This window comes from Micromonospora zhanjiangensis (genome assembly GCF_042650605.1).
GTDB classification, from domain to species: Bacteria; Actinomycetota; Actinomycetes; order Mycobacteriales; family Micromonosporaceae; genus Micromonospora_J; species Micromonospora_J zhanjiangensis.
On record NZ_JBHSBN010000015.1, the window covers coordinates 55,576 to 70,996 of the forward strand.

Below are 15,421 nucleotides of genomic sequence, written 5' to 3' on the forward strand. Positions count from 1 at the left end.
CTGGCGTGACCGGTCGAGCCGGCCGGGGAAGCGGACGGATCAGGCCCGGTACGGGTCGAGCAGACCTGCGCGTTGCGCCAGCATGGCCGCCCGTACCCGGTTGTCACAGCCCAGCTTCGTGAAGACGCGGTACACGTGGGTCTTCACGGTCCCCTCGGTGATGAACAGTTGGGCGCCGATCTCCGCGTTCGACAGCCCTTGGCTCAGCAACACCAGGATCTCCCGCTCGCGGTCGCTCAGCGTGGCGATCCTGGCCAGGTCCTCGGCCGGCGGGGCCGGCGTGGCGGGTAACCGGTCGAGCACCTGCCGGGTGATTCTCGGCGACAGGAACGCCGCACCGGCCGCGGCGGCCCGGACCGCGTTCGGCAGCTCGTCCACGGCGGAATCCTTGAGCAGGAAGCCGGCCGCGCCGGCGGCCAGCGCCCGCGCGACGTACTCGTCCTCGCCGAAGGTGGTCAGCACCACGGCGTTGACCTCGGGGACGAGCCGGCGGATCTCCCGCAGCGCGGTCAGCCCGTCGACAACCGGCATCCGTACGTCCAGCAGGACCACGTCGGGGCGGTGCCGCAGGGCTAGATCGATCGCCTCCGCGCCGTCGGCCGCCTGGCCCACCAGTTCGATGTCGCCCGCCGACCGCAGGATCGCGTCGATCGCCGCACGGACCAGCCTGTCGTCGTCGGCCAGCAGGACCCGGATGGGGTCGGTCATGGCTTACCATTCCTCGCCGCGTCGGCGCGGTCGTCACCGCGAGTTCAGGAACGCCTGCTTGTCTACCAGCCTGCCGGAGCGATAGCAGAGGCGGTAGATCAAGTCCTGGCCCGGTTCCGCGCGGAGCTGTTCCAGCGGGGACGCCTGGTAGTCGACGCAGGTGGCGTCCGGCACCGGCCGGCCGCCGGTTCCGCCGACGGTGCCGGCGTCCTGGTCGGGCAGCAGCGAGCGAACCTCGGCCTCCGGCTGTCCGATCCGGACCGCGTCGTAGGTGGCACGGTCGACGGTCACGAACGTGGTGGAGAGCCACATTCCCGCCCCGCACAGGGCCAGCAGGCCGCCGATGGCGAGCGTGGTGGCGACCAGGATCAGCCGGGACCGGCGACGGTCACGGTCCACCAGGTGCGCGAAGTCGGCCTCGGCGGCCGGTGGCGGCAGGGGCCCCGGTTCGGTTCCGGCCGGTTCTTCCGGGCTCTCCCGGGCCGGGTACGGCAACGTCGCCGCCAACCGGAACCCACCGTCCGGCGTACGGCCGTGGTGCAGCACGCCGCTCGCCACCCGGACCCGCTCGGCCAGTCCGAGCAGCCCCTGCCCGGACGTCGGCCCCGCCACGCGCCGCCCGGCGGTGTTGGTCACCGCGGCGACCAGCGCGTCCGGCTCGTACCGCAGGGACATGACGATCTCGCCGCCGGACGCGTGCCGGAGCGCGTTGGTCACTCCCTCCTGGATGACGCGGTAGGCCGCGTGTTCGGTCAGCGCGGTCAGCGGCCGGGGCTGTCCCTCCCGCGTGAATCGGACCCGCGCGCCGGATCCGCGCGCGTCGCGGGCGAGTTCGTCCAACCCGGTGAGTGGGCGCACCGCGGGCTGTTCGTCGTCCTGCCGGAGGATGCCGAGGATCTGCCGCAGCTCGGTCATCGCCGCCGCCGAGGTCCGGCCCAACAGCTCCGCGGTCCGGCCCGGATCCTCGTCGGAGGCGCGCAGCATGCCGGAGTAGAGCGAGATCAGCGTCAGCTTGTGGCCGAGCGAGTCGTGCAGGTCCCGCGCGATCCGGGCACGCTCGCGGGTCTGCGCCTGCCGGGCGATCTCGCTCTGCTGGCGATGCAGTTGTTCGTTGCGGCCGTGCATGGCCGCGAGCAGCGTGCGCTGCCGCCGTACCAGCCGGGCCACCCCGGCCGGCAACAGCGCGACCAGCGCGAAGAACGCCGACAGCAGGACGACGGTTTCCAGGTCGGGCCGGCTCGCCCACCACCATTCGGACCCCAGAAAGCAGATCCAGGCGACCGCGAGCCCGGCACCGAGCCACCGCCAGTGCGCGGTCCGGTACGCGAACGACGCACTCAGCACCGCGAGCAGCAGGCTGCTCTCGCCGCCGGTGCAGAGCCCGACCAGCGCGGCGGCGACGTAGGCCGCCGGCGCGTTGGTCAGCCGCAGCAACAACAGCACCGGCGTGGTCACCGCGGTCACCCACGGCGCGAGCGGGTGCACCTCGGCCGCGGCCGCCGGGATCGTCACCGCCGCGGTCACCACCAGCGCCAGACCGATCTCGTACGCCGTCTGCCAGCCGCCCACGGACCGGACGACTTCCCGCAGCCGGGCCAGCCGGCCAAGACCCATCCGTCCTCCTCGGGCCGCCGAGGTGAGTGATCGTAACGAGCTCCGACGACTCAGCGACGGTCACCGTCGATCTGCTGCACCGCGTCGGCCGCCGCGAGAAGGCCCGCGTTGGTCCGCTGCCGGTAGATCTTCACGGCTCCCGCCAGGTCGTCCCGGTCGAGCGCCGCCGCGACGTCCGTCCGCAGTGCCTCCCAGTCGACCGGCCGACCCTCGGCGAGGCGCTGGGCACGCCGGTTCAGCAGCGCCGAGCCGATCAGCATGATGATTCCGACGGCACCGATGAGAACTATCACTTGCCATGTCATGCCCCGAAGCATGCCGGACCCCGAGGCTGCCCCGCGTCTGCGGAACGACTGAACACCTACTCCCGTCGGGTCCCACTTTCGTTGACCCGCGCCGCCGTACGCGCCGGCCGGCCTTCACCGAGGCGGGCGCGCAGCCCCCGGCGCGCCTGGTGGCGGCTGCGGCGGCGCTCCTCACGCCCGCCCGGTGCCGGGGGACACCGGGGTGAAGCCCGCGTGACACCGGTCGCCCGCATCCTTGCCCCGGACGTGGCCGACGGGGCCACGGTACGGGGAGGAAAGGCAATGGCCAGCGTTCCATCGTCGACGGCGATCGTGGCGACCGGGCTACGTAAGTCGTTCGGGGACAAGGCGGTGCTCGACGGGCTCGACCTGGAGGTCGGGACCGGCACCGTGTTCGCCCTGCTGGGCCCGAACGGGGCCGGCAAGACGACCGCGGTGCGGATCCTGTCGACCCTGATCGGCTTCGACGGCGGCCAGGCCCGGGTGGCCGGGCACGACGTCGTCACCGAGGCCGACGCGGTACGGGCCGCGATCGGCGTGACCGGACAGTTCTCGGCGGTCGACAACCTGCTCACCGGCGAGGAGAACCTGGTCCTGATGGCGGACCTGCACCACCTCGACCGCGCGCAGCGGCGACGGCGGGTCGCCGCCCTGCTCGACCGCTTCGACCTCACCGACGCGGCGGGGAAGCTGGCGTCGACCTACTCCGGCGGCATGCGTCGCAAGCTGGACCTGGCGATGACGCTGGTCGGCGACCCGCGGGTGATCTTCCTCGACGAGCCGACCACCGGGCTGGACCCGCGCAGCCGGCGCATCATGTGGGAGATCATCCGGAGCCTGACGGCGGACGGCGTCACGATCTTCCTCACCACGCAGTACCTGGCGGAGGCCGACGAGCTCGCCGACCGGATCGCCGTACTCGATCGGGGCCGGGTGGTCGCCGCCGGGACCGCGCAGGAGCTGAAACGGGGACTGCCGGGCGGCCACGTCCGGCTGCGGTTCGCCGACGCGACCGGCCTCGCCGCCGCCGCGGTCGTCTTCCCCGACGCGTCCCGCGACGACGAGGCGCTCACCCTCGCGGTGCCCGGCGACGGCGGCGTCCACGCGCTGAAGGCGTTGCTGGGCCGGCTGGAGCAGGCCGCGATCGAGGTCGAGGACCTGTCGGTGCACACGCCCGATCTCGACGACGTGTTCTTCGCCCTGACCGGGCACCCCACGGCGCGGCAGGAGGCGGTCCGATGAGCGACGCGATCACGATGGTACGGCGGAACGTCCGGCACACGCGGCGGAATCCGATCGTGCTGATCATGACCATCGCGCTGCCGGTGTTCATGCTGCTGCTGTTCGTCGGGATCTTCGGTGACGCGCTGAAGGCGGGCTTCGGCGCGGCCGCCCAGGGCAAGGACTACATCGACTACCTGCTGCCCGGCATCCTGCTGATGGCCGTGGGCTACGGGGCGAGCCAGACGGCGATGGCCGTCAACCAGGACGTGACGACGGGCATCATCTCCCGGTTCCGGACGATGGCGATATCCCGCGCCTCGGTGCTCACCGGGCACGTGCTCGTGTCCACCGTACGGACCCTGGTCAGCGCGGCGCTGGTGACGGCCGTCGCCGTACTGCTGGGGTTCCGCTCCGGCGCCGGCGTCGCCGGCTGGCTCGGCGCGGCCGGTCTGCTGGCCCTGCTCACCCTGGCCCTGACCTGGCTGGCGGTGGCGGTCGGGCTGGCCGCCAGGTCGGCGGAGGGTACGACGCCGTTCCTGTTCGTGGTCCAACTGCTGCCGTTCGTCAGCAGCGCGTTCGTGCCGCCGGGATCGATGTCGGGCGCGGTGCGCTGGTTCGCCGCCAACGAGCCGTTCACGCCGGTCATCGACGCGATCCGCGCCCTGCTGCTCGGCACACCCGTGCCGCACGGCGGGGCGGTGGCCCTCGCCTGGTGCGCCGGACTGGCCGTGGCCGGCTACGGCTGGGCGCGGCTGCTGTTCCGCCGGGACCCGGCGACCTGATCGAGCGCGGCCAGCGTCGCGGCCCGCAGGCCGTCCTGGTCGAGGCGGGCGTACGACGACACCGCGTCGTCGTACGCCGGCCCGTCGGCGCCCCGACCGAGTTCGGTGATCCGCTCGCCGGTCAGGTCCGGCTGCAGGCCGCGCAGGACGCCGAGGCATTCCGCGAGCGCGACCAGCCGGGCGGTCGACGCGGCGGGACGGTGCCCGGGGTCGGCCACCGCCAGGGCGAGCAGGAGCGTGCCGCAGACCGGGAACATCATCGGCGTCGCCGTCGGGGCGACGGCCGACAGCATGCCCGGCAGCGCGTCGACGGTCTCCTGGACCTGGTCGACCCGGCCGTGGCGGGCGTGTACGAGCACCGCGACGGCCTCGATCTCGCCGGGCCACACGCCGAACTCGGTGCCGTCTCCCCCGGCCCGGCGCGCCGCGACGGCCTGCCGCCACAGGCGCAGACCACCGTCGATGTCGCCGCGTCCCAGCCGGATCTGCGCCCGGGCGCCGAGTTCGAACCGCGCGACGTCGACCGGGTCCTCGCCGGGGCCGTAGCCGATCTCCGCGAGCCCGCGTTCGGCCTCGTCGTACGCGCCGCGCATCAGGTTGGCCTGCACGAGCGCCCACCGACCGCGGTTCCTGGTCGGCCAGCCGAGCCGTCGGGTGATCGACAAGGCCGCGTCGAGGTGCCGGAACGCCGCGTCGCCCGGTTCGACGTACAGGCACAGCTCGCCGACCCGGCTGTGCGCCAGGGCGGCCATCACCGGCATGTCGTCCGGCAGGCCGGCCAGCATCCGCCGGGCCACGGCCAGCGCCCGCACCGGCTCGTTGGCCTGCTCCAACCGGTAGCTGATGACGTAGTTGGCCATCGCGGCCAGCATCGGGCGGTCGTCGTCGGCCAGGGTGTTCAGCTCGGCCGCGTCGCGGACGCGCAGCGCCACGTCGATGGCCCGGACCGGGTCGTCCGGGGACGCGGGTGGCAGCCGCCGCAGGGCGACCAGGGCACGCCCCGGACCGAGCTCCGGCATGAGGAACCCGAACAGCGTGCCCAGGACCGCCACCAGCCGGGCGGCCTCGACCAGTTCGGGGCCGGGCCGGAAGTGGGACAGCAGCCAGCAGGTGTCCCGCACCAGCGTGGCCAGCCGGGTGACGTTCGACTCGACGATCCAGAGGCCGCCGAGCAGCGCCGCCGTCGCCACCACACTCGCACCGTCTTGGCGGTCCAGGCCGTACCGGAGCGCCTGCACGAGGTTGTCCTGCTCGGCACGGATCACCTCGACGTCGGGGATGCCGAGCTTGCCCACGACACACCGCGCGGCGACGTCGCGGGCCCAGCCGAGGAGGCGGTCGACCGCCGAGCCGGTCTCGCCGGCCTCCGCCCGGCGCGCGGCGGCGAACTCGCGCACCGTCTCCAGCATCCGGAACCGCGCGCCGGACGGGCCCTCGGTCAGCAGCAGCAACGACTGGTCGACCAGTTCTTCGAGGAAGGCGTCCGCGCCCAGCACGTACCGTGCCGCCTCGGCGGTGAAGCCGTCGGGGAACACCGACAGCACGCGCATCGCCGCTTGGCCGTCGGGGTCCAACAGGTGCCAGCTCCAGTCGATCACCGCGTGCAGGGTGCGGTGCCGGTCGGGCGCGTCCCGCGGGCCGCCGCGCAGCAGGGCGAACCGGTCCTCCAGCCGCCGGGCGATCTCCGCCACCGACATCACCCGGACGCGGGCCGCGGCGAGTTCAACCGCGAGCGGCAGGCCGTCGAGGCGGCCGCAGAGCTCCGCCACCTCGGCCGGCGGCAGCCCCACGTCGGGTCGGGTCGCCCGCGCCCGCTGGCCGAACAGCTCGACCGTCGTCGGCAGGTCGAGCCCCGGCAACGGGAACACCGACTCGGCGGAGATCCGCAGCGGAGCGCGACTGGTGGTCAGCACGCGCAGCTCCCGGCTCGCCGACACCAGGGCGCGGACCAGCTCGGCGGCTCCGCGCACCACGTGCTCGCAGTTGTCCAGCACCAGCAGGGCGGGGCCGGGTCCGAGCGCGTCGGCGATCGCGGCCACCCTGTCGTTCCGGCCCGGTGGCAGGCCCGGGGCGAGCCCGGCCGCCCCCACCCCCAGCGCCGAGGCGACCTCGGCCGCGACATCGTCGTCGGTGGTGACGCCCACCAGCCCCACGACGTACACGATCCGTTGCGTCGCCCGGCGGGCGACGGCATTCGCGAGCCGGGTCTTGCCGAGGCCGCCGGGTCCGACGACCGAGACGACCCGGGACGTACGGAGCAGGTCGGCGACCGCGGCGATCTCCGTGTCCCGGCCGAGCATCCGGTTGGGCTCCTCCGCCAGTCCTCGCCGGACCACCGGCGGGTCGCCGGCCAGCAACTCCCGGTGGATCTGGCGCACCGCGGCACCCGGGTCGCTGCCCAACTCGTCGCGCAGTTCGCGGCGGTACGCGTCGTACCGGGCCAGCGCCGTGGCCGGACCCAGCACCGCCGCCTCGCAGCGCAACAGTTCGGCCAGCACCTCCTCGTCACGTGGCTGCTCGGCGGCCAACCGACGCAGTGGACCGATCGCCTCGGTGGGACGGTCCAGCCGGGACAGGGCGAGCGCGCGGTCCCGCGCCAGCGCCTGCCAGGTCGGCAGCCGGGCCGCCCGTAGCGCCGACAACGGATCGTCGCCGCCGCCGTCCCAGCCGGCGGCACCGTCACACAGGGCGAGGCCGGCCTCGGCCTGGCGGAGGGCCTCGGCGTGGTCACCGGTCCGGGCCGCCCGGTCGCTCGCCCGTGCGCACATGACCACGGCCGACGCGTCCACCTGCTCCGGCGCCAGCGCCAGCCGGTAGCCGGTGGTCGTGGTGGCGATGACGGCCGGGCCGAGCCGGGCCCGCAGCCGGGACACCAGGAGCTGCAGGGCCTTCGTGGGGTGTTCCGGCGCGTCCTCCGGCCACAACCCGTCGATCAGCCGACCGGTGCTGGCGCCCGCGCGCGGCTCCTCGGCCAGCAGAGCCAGCAGGCCGCGGGGTCCCGAGCCGGTGATCTCCCGGCCGCGGAAGGCCACCCGGGACAGCAGGACCAGCTCGACGGTCACGCCCGGGAGTCTAGTCACCCCGGCAGGCACGTCCCGGGCCGCGAAGCCGTCGCTGCCACCGCCCGGGGGCGGCCCCGCCACGACCCCTCCCCCGCGTGGCGGGACGGCGCCGCATCCGGGTGGATGCGGCGCCGTCTTCCCGCGATCGGTCAGCTGATCTTCTTGCGGTAGATCGCTGTCGCGGCGGCATAAGCGGCCACGAGCAGGCCGGCGCACCAGGCGAGGGCGATCCAGATGTCGTCGCCGACGGGTTGCTGCGCGAACAGCGCGCGGAGGGTGTTCACGATGTACGTCACCGGCTGGTTCTCGGCGAACCAGGCGACCGGGCCGGGCATCGAGTCGGTGGGGACGAACGCCGAGCTGATGAAGGGCAGAAAGATCAGCGGGTAGCTGAAGGCGCTCGCGCCGTCGACGGTCTTGGCGGACAGGCCGGCTATCACGGCGATCCAGGTGAGGGCGAGGGTGAACAGGATCAGGATGCCGGCGACGGCGAGCCAGTCGACCACGGACGCGCCGGTGCGGAAACCCATGATCAGCGCGACGCCGGTGACGATCGCGAGCGAGGCCAGGTTGCCGACCAGTGACGTCAGGACATGGGCCCAGAGCACGGAGGGTCGTGGGATGGGCATCGACTGGAAACGCTCGAAGATGCCGCCCTGCATGTCGAGGAACAGGCGGTACGCCGTGTAGGCGATGCCGGATGCGATCGTGATGAGCAGGATGCCCGGGAGCAGGTAGTTGATGTACGACCCGCCGGAACCGGTGTTGATGGCGCCGCCCAGCACGTACACGAAAATCAGCATCAGCGCGATCGGGGTGACCGCCGTGGTGATGATGGTGTCCGGGCTGCGGAGGATGTGCCGCAGGGAGCGACCGGTGAGCGTTCCGGTGTCGCTGAGCACGTGGACTGTCATCGGGTTTCCTTTCCCGCGGACACGGTGGCCTCGTCGGCGGTGTCGCCGACGAGGGCGAGGAAGACGTCCTCGAGGGTCGGCTGCTTCTCGACGTACTCGACCTTGGCGGACGGGAGGAGTTGCTTCAGCTCGGCGAGGGTGCCGTTCTGGATGATCGTGCCCCGGTGCAGGATCGCGATCCGGTCGGCGAGCTGCTCGGCCTCGTCGAGGTACTGGGTGGTCAGCAGGATGGTGGTGCCGTTCTCGGCGAGCTGCCGCACCGTCTGCCAGACCTCGGCGCGGGCCTGCGGGTCGAGGCCGGTGGTCGGCTCGTCGAGGAATATCACCGGCGGGTTGCCGACCAGGCTCATCGCGATGTCCAGCCGCCGGCGCATGCCGCCCGAGTACGTCCCCGCCCGGCGATTCCCGGCGTCGGTGAGCGAGAAACGGGCGAGCATGTCGTCGGCGATCGCACCCGGATTCCGCAGATGGCGGAGCTTCGCGACCAGGACCAGATTCTCCCGGCCGGTGAGCACCTCGTCGACCGCGGCGAACTGGCCGGTCAGGCTGATCGACCGGCGTACGTCGCCCGGTGCCGAGGACACGTCGAAGCCGTGGACGGTCGCGGTGCCGCTGTTCGCCTTCAACAACGTGGACAGGATCCGTACCAGGGTGGTCTTTCCGGCGCCGTTCGAGCCGAGCAGGGCGAAGATGCTCCCGGCCGCCACGTCGAAGTCGACGCCCCGCAGCACGTGCAGGTCCCGGTAGGACTTGGTGACGCCCCGTACCCTGATCGCGGGTTCGCGTGTCGCGGTGGTCATGCGCTCTTCCCCTCGCCGTTGTCGCCGGCGGCGGCGTCGATCGCCTTCCGGAGGCGCCCGCGTTCCTTGTCTATCCACTGCCTGCCGGAGTACGCCTGCACGAACGTCTCGGCGAACTCGACCGGGTCGTCGCCGACGACCGCGCGGACCGGCGTTCCGTCGGCGGCCGCGCGCTCCCAGAGGTCGACGAGGTCGCCGAGCATCGTGACCAGCGTGTCGCCGTCGACGATCCCGCCCTGGTACATGAAGTACCGCTGGAGAGCCTTGGCCGCGTCGCGATGGGGCTCGGGCAGGGCCTCGATCCGGGCCATGTGCTGCTTGTACTGCTTCTTCTGCTCAAGCGATCCGACGAGCGTCTCGATCCACTTCGCGGCCATGCTCATGCTCCTTGGTGTTGGTTGTCGTCTTGTTGGTCGTCGTCGTGGTGGAGTTGCTCGATGCGGTCGGCGAGGACGGTCCACGTCCGCCAGAACTCGGCGAGTTGCTCCCGCCCCTTCGCGTTGAGCGAATACACCTTCCGCGGGGGGCCCTTCTCCGAGGGAACCTTCGCCACGTCCACGAACCCGCGCTGTTCGACGCGGACGAGCAGGGCGTAGATGGTGCCTTCCGCGATGTCCGAGAATCCGCGGTCGCGCAGCCACGCGGTGATCTCGTAGCCGTACGCGGATCTGCGGGCCAGGATCGCCAGGACGATCCCTTCGAGAGTTCCCTTCAGCATCTCCGTCATCTGGTTGCCCATGCCGCCGTCCCCTCGCTACCAAGCATCACTGACTACCGGTAGACAGTAACGCTAGGTACCGGTAGATAGCAAGACTGAATACCGACCCTGCCGCCAGCAGAGCTTGGTCACAGCGCCGGGGAGCGGTTGCAGATCGCGGAAGAAACTGCCTGCAGGATGCGGAATCCAGAACCTGCAGATGCGGACGGGGATGGTCCGCGCACCGCCAGCAAGAGCACCCTCGTGCATGCCCTTGCCGACCGCTCGGACGCGCCGTCATCGACCGTGACGATCCCGCCACCCGAGCTGCGGTTCGCGCCGATCCGGGCGGTTCGTCAATGGTCAGCCAGTGCCCGCCCGGCGAACGACTGGACTCGATCCCCGGCTGTCACTAGCAGCGTCTCCACGACGGCGGAGGTCGGCACCAGCCGGGCGAGCGAGAACCATGTCTCGGTCGTGCGGCTCGTCCTGGGGTGGGTGCGTTTGGATGCCGGCTTCGGTGAGGAATGAGTTCAGCGCGACGGCAAGTTCGTCGATGTTGTCCTGTTCGACGAACGCGTAGCCGGAGTCGGCGATGCAGTCGGCGACCCGCTCGGCGATCTGGTGAAGTGGATCCTGGACACCCACTGTGGTTCTCCTTCCGCTGAGCCGCAGGCTCGCTGCCAGCCACCCGGACAGGCGCTTCTGGCCAATGAGACATTGATCCACGACACGGTGCGGTCCCCGCCACGCCGGTCATCCGGGATCGACACTACCGCCAACTCCTCACTCCTGTACATGGTTCACCATGGTTCCCCTTTGAGGACCTCGGTCGCCCAGCCGGTGAGATGGTCAGAACTGTGATCGACCATGAAGGCCCAACGCCTTTGTACGTACAGGTAGCCGACGCCATTGCGGCCCGGATCGAGGCTGGAGAATTGCTGCCGGACCGGCCGGTCCCGTCAGAGAATCAGCTCGTGCAGGAATACGGCATTGCGCGCGGCACTGCCCGCAAGACGATCCAGCTGCTCCGCGAACGCGGGCTCGTGGTGACCATCGTGGGGCGCGGCACGTATGTCGTCTCCAAACGGCCGCAGGCTGGGCGATAGCCCGCGCTCACCGGCCCGTCCGGCGGCCCCTGGCTGGCCGCCGCCAGAGCAGGCGGCCTACCGGCCGCGCAGGTGGCGGACTCAGACTGGAGGAAAGCGGTGAAAGCCCTCAGCATCAGAGATCTTGACGACGCGGTCCGGGAGAAGCTGCGCATCCGAGCCGCGCAACACGGCAGGTCCATGGAGGCTGAGATCCGGGATATCCTCACCGCCGCCGTCGCCGAGGACACGCCGGGAAACGACCTGTTCAGCGCGCTCACCGATCGATTCACCAGACTCGGTGGGGTTGAAATGAACCTGCCGGCCCGTTCCACCTCACCCCGCGCGGCGCGCCTGCCCGAGTGATGATCGTTCTCGCCACCCGCCGCAAGCGCGGTATGACCGCCCCGGGCCGCGGGGCGGTCCACTTCGCGCTCAGGATCACTATCCTCGCATAACCAAGGCACGAAGGGTCTGATTATCAGATATGCTGCCTCCATGCGAACCATCTCGGCCACGGAAGCCTCACGGAGGTTCTCCGATCTCCTCGACGCCATCGAGCGCGGCGAGAGCGTCGTCGTCACCCGCGGCAACCGCCCGATCGCCGAGATCCACCCGGCCCACCGCCGCACCGGTCGGGACCTACGAGCGGCACTCGCCGACGTACCCGCGCCTGACGATCACTTCGAAGCAGACCTCGCCGACGCCCTCCGGTACGTGACGAACGAGCGGGCGGACCCATGGGCCGACGCCTGATCCTCGACACCAACATCCTCATCGCCTACGAACGCGGCACACTCGACCGCGCCCTGCTCGACGAGGACGAACTGGCGATCGCCGCCGTCACCGTCGCCGAATACCGGGTCGGCATCGAACTGGCCGACACCGTCGCCCACGCGGCCGACCGGGCCCGAGCCTTGGCTGCGATCGTCTCCGCAGTCGACGTTCTCGACTACACCGACGCAACGGCCGCGCACCACGCCCGACTCATCGCTCACGCACGACGCGCAGGCACCCCCCGTGGCGCGCACGACCTGATCATCGCCGCCCACGCGGCCGAGACCGGGCGCATCATCCTCAGCCGTGACGCAAAAGCTCGCTTCGGCGACCTGCCCAACGTCCTGACAGCGCACCCCTGAGCAATCACACCATGAGCGGAGGGCGCCGACTTCGGACGGACCTACGAATGAGTCCGGCGCCTGCGGTCTAGTTTCCGCCCGGGGGCAGGCCGGCGTTGAGAATGCGGGACTGGATGCCGTCGAGGAGGCAGTCCAGGCCGAGGAGGAACTGGTCGTCGGGCTGGGCCGCGGCGCCTTCGCTGATCCAGCGGGCGAGCAGCGGGTAACGCCCGTCGTTCACGATCCGCTCGATGTACGGCGCGGCGGTGGCCCGGAGTTCGGCGTCGGTGTGCACCCCGATCCGGCTGCGCATGCGGTCCTCCTCCGCCTCGTTCTGCGCGTACGAGACGGCGTAGCCGAACACCATCGTGACGACGGACATCGCGGTACCGATGGGCAGGCCCAGCCCGGCGAGCGCGGTCAGGGACCACTCGTTGTGCGCCAGGGCGTTCGGCCCGAACAGGGGCCGCTGGTGCGCCAGGGCGGTGAACCAGGGATGGCGGCGCAGCGCCCCGCGAGACCTGGTGGCGAGGATGTGCATCGACTCCCGCCAGTGCTCGGCGGGCTTCTTCGGCAGGCCGATCTCGCCGAAGACCTGGTCGAGCATGAGGTCGATGATGCCGTCCTTGCCGCCGACGTAGCGGTACAGCGACATCGGCGTGGCGGCGCCCAGTTCCTTGGCGACCCGGCGCATGGTCACGGCGTGTTCGCCGTCCGCGTCCGCCACCCGGATCGCCGCCGCCGCGATGGCGGCCTGGCTCAGGTGCAGGCGCGCGCCGCGCGGCTCCGCCGGCAGGTCCCAGACAAGGGGCGTGGGCTCGGACATTCCCACATCGTACGATCCCGTATACGTTGTACACATGAATGTACGACGTACACCCGAGGTGTTGATCGTCGGAGCCGGGCTTGTCGGCCTCTCGACGGCGATCGCGCTGCGGCAGACGGGAATCGACGTGCGCGTGGTGGAGCGGCACCCGGGTACGTCGATCCAGCCGAAGGCCCGGCGCTTCAATTTCCGCACCATGGAGGTGTTCCGCTCGCAGGGAATCGCCCAGGAGGTCGCCGAGGCGGCCAAGGGGCTCGCCGACCACCAGGGCATGCGCGCCGGCCGTACGCTCGTCGACGCGGAGCCGCTGCCGGCCCCGCCGCACATCGACTTCCGGGAGCTGCTGGAGCTCAGCCCCGAGCAGTCCTGCCTGGTGGCTCAGGACGCCCTCGAACCGGTGCTGCTCCGGCTGGCCCGCGAGCGGGGGGCCACCGTCGATTTCGACACCGAGGTGACCGGCCTCGCGCCGGGCGCCGACGAGGTCGTCGTACGCCTGCGGGAGCAGGAGCTCACCGTGCCGTACGTGATCGGGGCCGACGGCGCCCGCAGCGCCGTCCGGGAGCTGCTCGGCATCACCCGCAGCGGCGCCGGTGAGTTGAGCCGCGCGGTGACCGTCGACTTCGACGCCGACCTGGGCGACGTGACCCGTGGCCGCGAGTTCAACCTGTGTCAGGTCGAGACGCCGGGGGCGCCTGGCGCCTTCGCGTCCGTCGACGGCCACCACCGCTGGCTCTTCTACACCGGCGAGATCCTCCCGACGGACGCACCGGCCGAGCGCTGGGCGACGGTTCTGCGCACGGCAATCGGAAAGGACGACATCGACATCCACGTCCGCAGCGTCCAGGCGTGGCGACCGGCCGTACTGGTGGCCGACCGGTTCTCCGTCGGCCGGGTGTTCCTCGCCGGCGACGCGGCGCACGTGATGCCGCCGTTCGCCGCGCTGGGCGCCAACACCGGCATCCAGGACGGTGCCAACCTGGCCTGGAAACTGGCGATGGTGCTGCGCGGCGAGGCCGGTCCGGCCCTGCTCGACACCTACCACGAGGAGCGCCACCCGGCCGGCACCTACGCCGCGGAGCAGTCCGCGGCGCGTACCGGTGGTCTACGGGAGATGGCCGAGCCGAAGGACGGCCTGGCGCACCCGTTCGCCCTGGTCACCGGCTACCGCTACGCCTCGGGTGCGCTCGTCGACGACGGCGCCGGTCCGCAGCCGATGGATCGCCTCTCGCTCGCCGGCCGCTCCGGGACCAGGGTGCCGCACGTCTGGCTGGCCGACGGCCGTTCCACCCTGGACATCTGCGGGCGGGGATTCGGCCTGCTCACCGGCCCTTCCGGCGGCCCCTGGCTGGCCGCCGCCGGAGCAGCCGGCCTACCGGCCGCACAGGTGGCGAACTACTGCGTCGACAGCGGCGCGCTGCTGGTACGCCCGGACGGGATCGTCGCCTGGTCCGCGCCGGACGCCTCGGCGGCGGAACGGCTCACCGACGTCCTCGACGGACTGCTGCACCGGTCGTGACCTCGTGGCGCGGCCGGGCCGGGGCCCGGCCGCGCCGTCAGGCATCGACGTCGACGTCGACGAAGGCGACCAGATCGAGGTCGCTGACGCAGGGGATGTAGTCACCAGTCGCCAGAGTCCCCGCGACAAGCACATCTGTGACCCATTGCGGCGCCTCAAGCCGTCTGCTGAACCCCAGGACGGCCGGCGGCGAGGTGAACACGACGGCGGCCTAATAGCACCGGCCCGGCAAGTGTGGTGGGGTGGTCAGGCGCGCGTCAGTTCGGCGATCAACTCGTCGTCCTCCTTGGCGCCTGTCGGGCGAAAGCCCATGGAGGTGTAGAGGGCGGCGGCCTGGGTGTTGTCGGGGTGGTAGCTGAGGCGGATCGGGTGGCCAGCGGTGGCGAGCCAGTCGGCGAGGGTACGCACGGCAGCCCGGCCGACGCCCCGGCCTTGCTCGGCCGCGTCGATCACCATGCCGCCGATCCAGCGGGAATCGTCGTCGTCCACGCCCCACATGACGTGCCCGACCACCGTCTCGTCCGCGTACACAGCCAGCGACGTCCAGACGTCCGATCGCATAGTCAGCAGCAGGTAGCGGGCGGCCAGAGCGGCCACCCAGGCGCGCTGGTCGTCGCGGGGCACGATGTCCGCCACGGCCCGCCAGTTGTCGTCGTCCACCGGCCGCAGGGTCACGTGCCGGCCGGCACGGTCACGCAGCTCAGAATTGATCATGTGACTGAGCCTAGACGCAGCTCATCCGTGGGACGACGAGGTTCCGGCGGCGC

At 71.6% G+C, this 15,421-nt stretch carries 19 protein-coding genes; 7 read left to right on the forward strand and 12 right to left on the reverse strand.

Annotated features, from left to right (window positions below; all coding sequences use genetic code 11):
* Positions 1-39: 39 nt before the first annotated feature.
* The 3 genes from ACFOX0_RS20715 to ACFOX0_RS20725 are packed head-to-tail and all read right to left on the reverse strand — an operon-like array spanning position 40 to position 2,627.
* The gene (locus ACFOX0_RS20715; RefSeq protein WP_377548477.1) at positions 40-708 is read right to left on the reverse strand and encodes a response regulator transcription factor; all 669 of its coding nucleotides are present in this window, start codon (positions 706-708) and stop codon (positions 40-42) included.
* 33 nt (positions 709-741) lie between these two features.
* Entirely contained in the window at positions 742-2,322 is a 1,581-nt protein-coding gene (locus ACFOX0_RS20720) for a sensor histidine kinase (RefSeq protein ID WP_377548480.1), read from the reverse strand.
* Between the two features lie 50 nt (positions 2,323-2,372).
* Positions 2,373-2,627 carry a hypothetical protein gene (locus ACFOX0_RS20725; protein WP_377548482.1) on the reverse strand — a complete coding sequence of 85 codons (255 nt, stop codon included), beginning with the start codon at positions 2,625-2,627 and terminating at the stop codon, positions 2,373-2,375.
* A 282-nt stretch (positions 2,628-2,909) separates the two neighbouring features.
* Between ACFOX0_RS20725 and ACFOX0_RS20730 the strand changes: the two genes are divergently transcribed.
* Positions 2,910-3,869, forward strand: coding sequence for an ATP-binding cassette domain-containing protein (locus tag ACFOX0_RS20730; protein ID WP_377548485.1), 960 nt, complete (start codon positions 2,910-2,912; stop codon positions 3,867-3,869).
* The gene (locus ACFOX0_RS20735; RefSeq protein WP_377548487.1) at positions 3,866-4,633 is read left to right on the forward strand and encodes an ABC transporter permease; all 768 of its coding nucleotides are present in this window, start codon (positions 3,866-3,868) and stop codon (positions 4,631-4,633) included. Before ACFOX0_RS20730 ends, ACFOX0_RS20735 begins: the two co-directional genes overlap by 4 nt.
* Here ACFOX0_RS20735 and ACFOX0_RS20740 read toward each other — a convergent pair.
* From ACFOX0_RS20740 to ACFOX0_RS20765, 6 genes are all read right to left on the reverse strand, one after another.
* Positions 4,588-7,695, reverse strand: coding sequence for a BTAD domain-containing putative transcriptional regulator (locus tag ACFOX0_RS20740; protein ID WP_377548490.1), 3,108 nt, complete (start codon positions 7,693-7,695; stop codon positions 4,588-4,590). The two genes, ACFOX0_RS20735 and ACFOX0_RS20740, sit on opposite strands and share 46 nt — an antisense overlap.
* A 149-nt stretch (positions 7,696-7,844) precedes the next feature.
* Positions 7,845-8,609: an ABC transporter permease gene (locus tag ACFOX0_RS20745; protein WP_377548493.1), complete on the reverse strand. Its 765-nt coding sequence runs from the start codon at positions 8,607-8,609 to the stop codon at positions 7,845-7,847.
* Positions 8,606-9,409 (reverse strand): ABC transporter ATP-binding protein, encoded by an 804-nt coding sequence (locus tag ACFOX0_RS20750; RefSeq protein WP_377548495.1) that lies wholly within the window; start codon positions 9,407-9,409, stop codon positions 8,606-8,608. Before ACFOX0_RS20750 ends, ACFOX0_RS20745 begins: the two co-directional genes overlap by 4 nt.
* The gene (locus tag ACFOX0_RS20755) at positions 9,406-9,786 is read right to left on the reverse strand and encodes a DUF1048 domain-containing protein (protein ID WP_377548498.1); all 381 of its coding nucleotides are present in this window, start codon (positions 9,784-9,786) and stop codon (positions 9,406-9,408) included. Before ACFOX0_RS20755 ends, ACFOX0_RS20750 begins: the two co-directional genes overlap by 4 nt.
* Before the next feature lie 2 nt (positions 9,787-9,788).
* Positions 9,789-10,148, reverse strand: coding sequence for a PadR family transcriptional regulator (locus ACFOX0_RS20760; RefSeq protein WP_377548501.1), 360 nt, complete (start codon positions 10,146-10,148; stop codon positions 9,789-9,791).
* Positions 10,149-10,469: 321 nt separating this feature from the next.
* Positions 10,470-10,754, reverse strand: a complete 285-nt coding sequence (locus ACFOX0_RS20765; RefSeq protein ID WP_377548503.1) for a hypothetical protein — start codon at positions 10,752-10,754, stop codon at positions 10,470-10,472.
* 212 nt (positions 10,755-10,966) lie between these two features.
* Here ACFOX0_RS20765 and ACFOX0_RS20770 point away from each other — a divergent pair, with 212 nt between their 5' ends.
* From ACFOX0_RS20770 to ACFOX0_RS20785, 4 genes are all read left to right on the forward strand, one after another.
* Positions 10,967-11,215 carry a GntR family transcriptional regulator gene (locus tag ACFOX0_RS20770; RefSeq protein WP_377548505.1) on the forward strand — a complete coding sequence of 83 codons (249 nt, stop codon included), beginning with the start codon at positions 10,967-10,969 and terminating at the stop codon, positions 11,213-11,215.
* Positions 11,216-11,314: 99 nt separating this feature from the next.
* Positions 11,315-11,560, forward strand: coding sequence for a FitA-like ribbon-helix-helix domain-containing protein (locus ACFOX0_RS20775; protein WP_377548734.1), 246 nt, complete (start codon positions 11,315-11,317; stop codon positions 11,558-11,560).
* 132 nt (positions 11,561-11,692) lie between these two features.
* Complete coding sequence (locus ACFOX0_RS20780; protein ID WP_377548507.1) at positions 11,693-11,950, forward strand: type II toxin-antitoxin system Phd/YefM family antitoxin; 258 nt, start codon at positions 11,693-11,695, stop codon at positions 11,948-11,950.
* Positions 11,935-12,333, forward strand: a complete 399-nt coding sequence (locus ACFOX0_RS20785; protein WP_377548509.1) for a type II toxin-antitoxin system VapC family toxin — start codon at positions 11,935-11,937, stop codon at positions 12,331-12,333. Before ACFOX0_RS20780 ends, ACFOX0_RS20785 begins: the two co-directional genes overlap by 16 nt.
* A gap of 67 nt (positions 12,334-12,400) precedes the next feature.
* Here ACFOX0_RS20785 and ACFOX0_RS20790 read toward each other — a convergent pair whose 3' ends face one another.
* Positions 12,401-13,138 (reverse strand): TetR/AcrR family transcriptional regulator, encoded by a 738-nt coding sequence (locus tag ACFOX0_RS20790; RefSeq protein ID WP_377548511.1) that lies wholly within the window; start codon positions 13,136-13,138, stop codon positions 12,401-12,403.
* A gap of 34 nt (positions 13,139-13,172) precedes the next feature.
* Here ACFOX0_RS20790 and ACFOX0_RS20795 point away from each other — a divergent pair, with 34 nt between their 5' ends.
* Positions 13,173-14,654, forward strand: a complete 1,482-nt coding sequence (locus ACFOX0_RS20795) for an FAD-dependent oxidoreductase (protein WP_377548513.1) — start codon at positions 13,173-13,175, stop codon at positions 14,652-14,654.
* Between the two features lie 37 nt (positions 14,655-14,691).
* Here ACFOX0_RS20795 and ACFOX0_RS20800 read toward each other — a convergent pair whose 3' ends face one another.
* On the reverse strand, positions 14,692-14,856 hold the full coding sequence (locus tag ACFOX0_RS20800) for a hypothetical protein (RefSeq protein ID WP_377548765.1): 165 nt from the start codon (positions 14,854-14,856) through the stop codon (positions 14,692-14,694).
* A 44-nt stretch (positions 14,857-14,900) separates the two neighbouring features.
* Positions 14,901-15,368 carry a GNAT family N-acetyltransferase gene (locus ACFOX0_RS20805; RefSeq protein ID WP_377548515.1) on the reverse strand — a complete coding sequence of 156 codons (468 nt, stop codon included), beginning with the start codon at positions 15,366-15,368 and terminating at the stop codon, positions 14,901-14,903.
* Positions 15,369-15,421 lie beyond the last annotated feature (53 nt).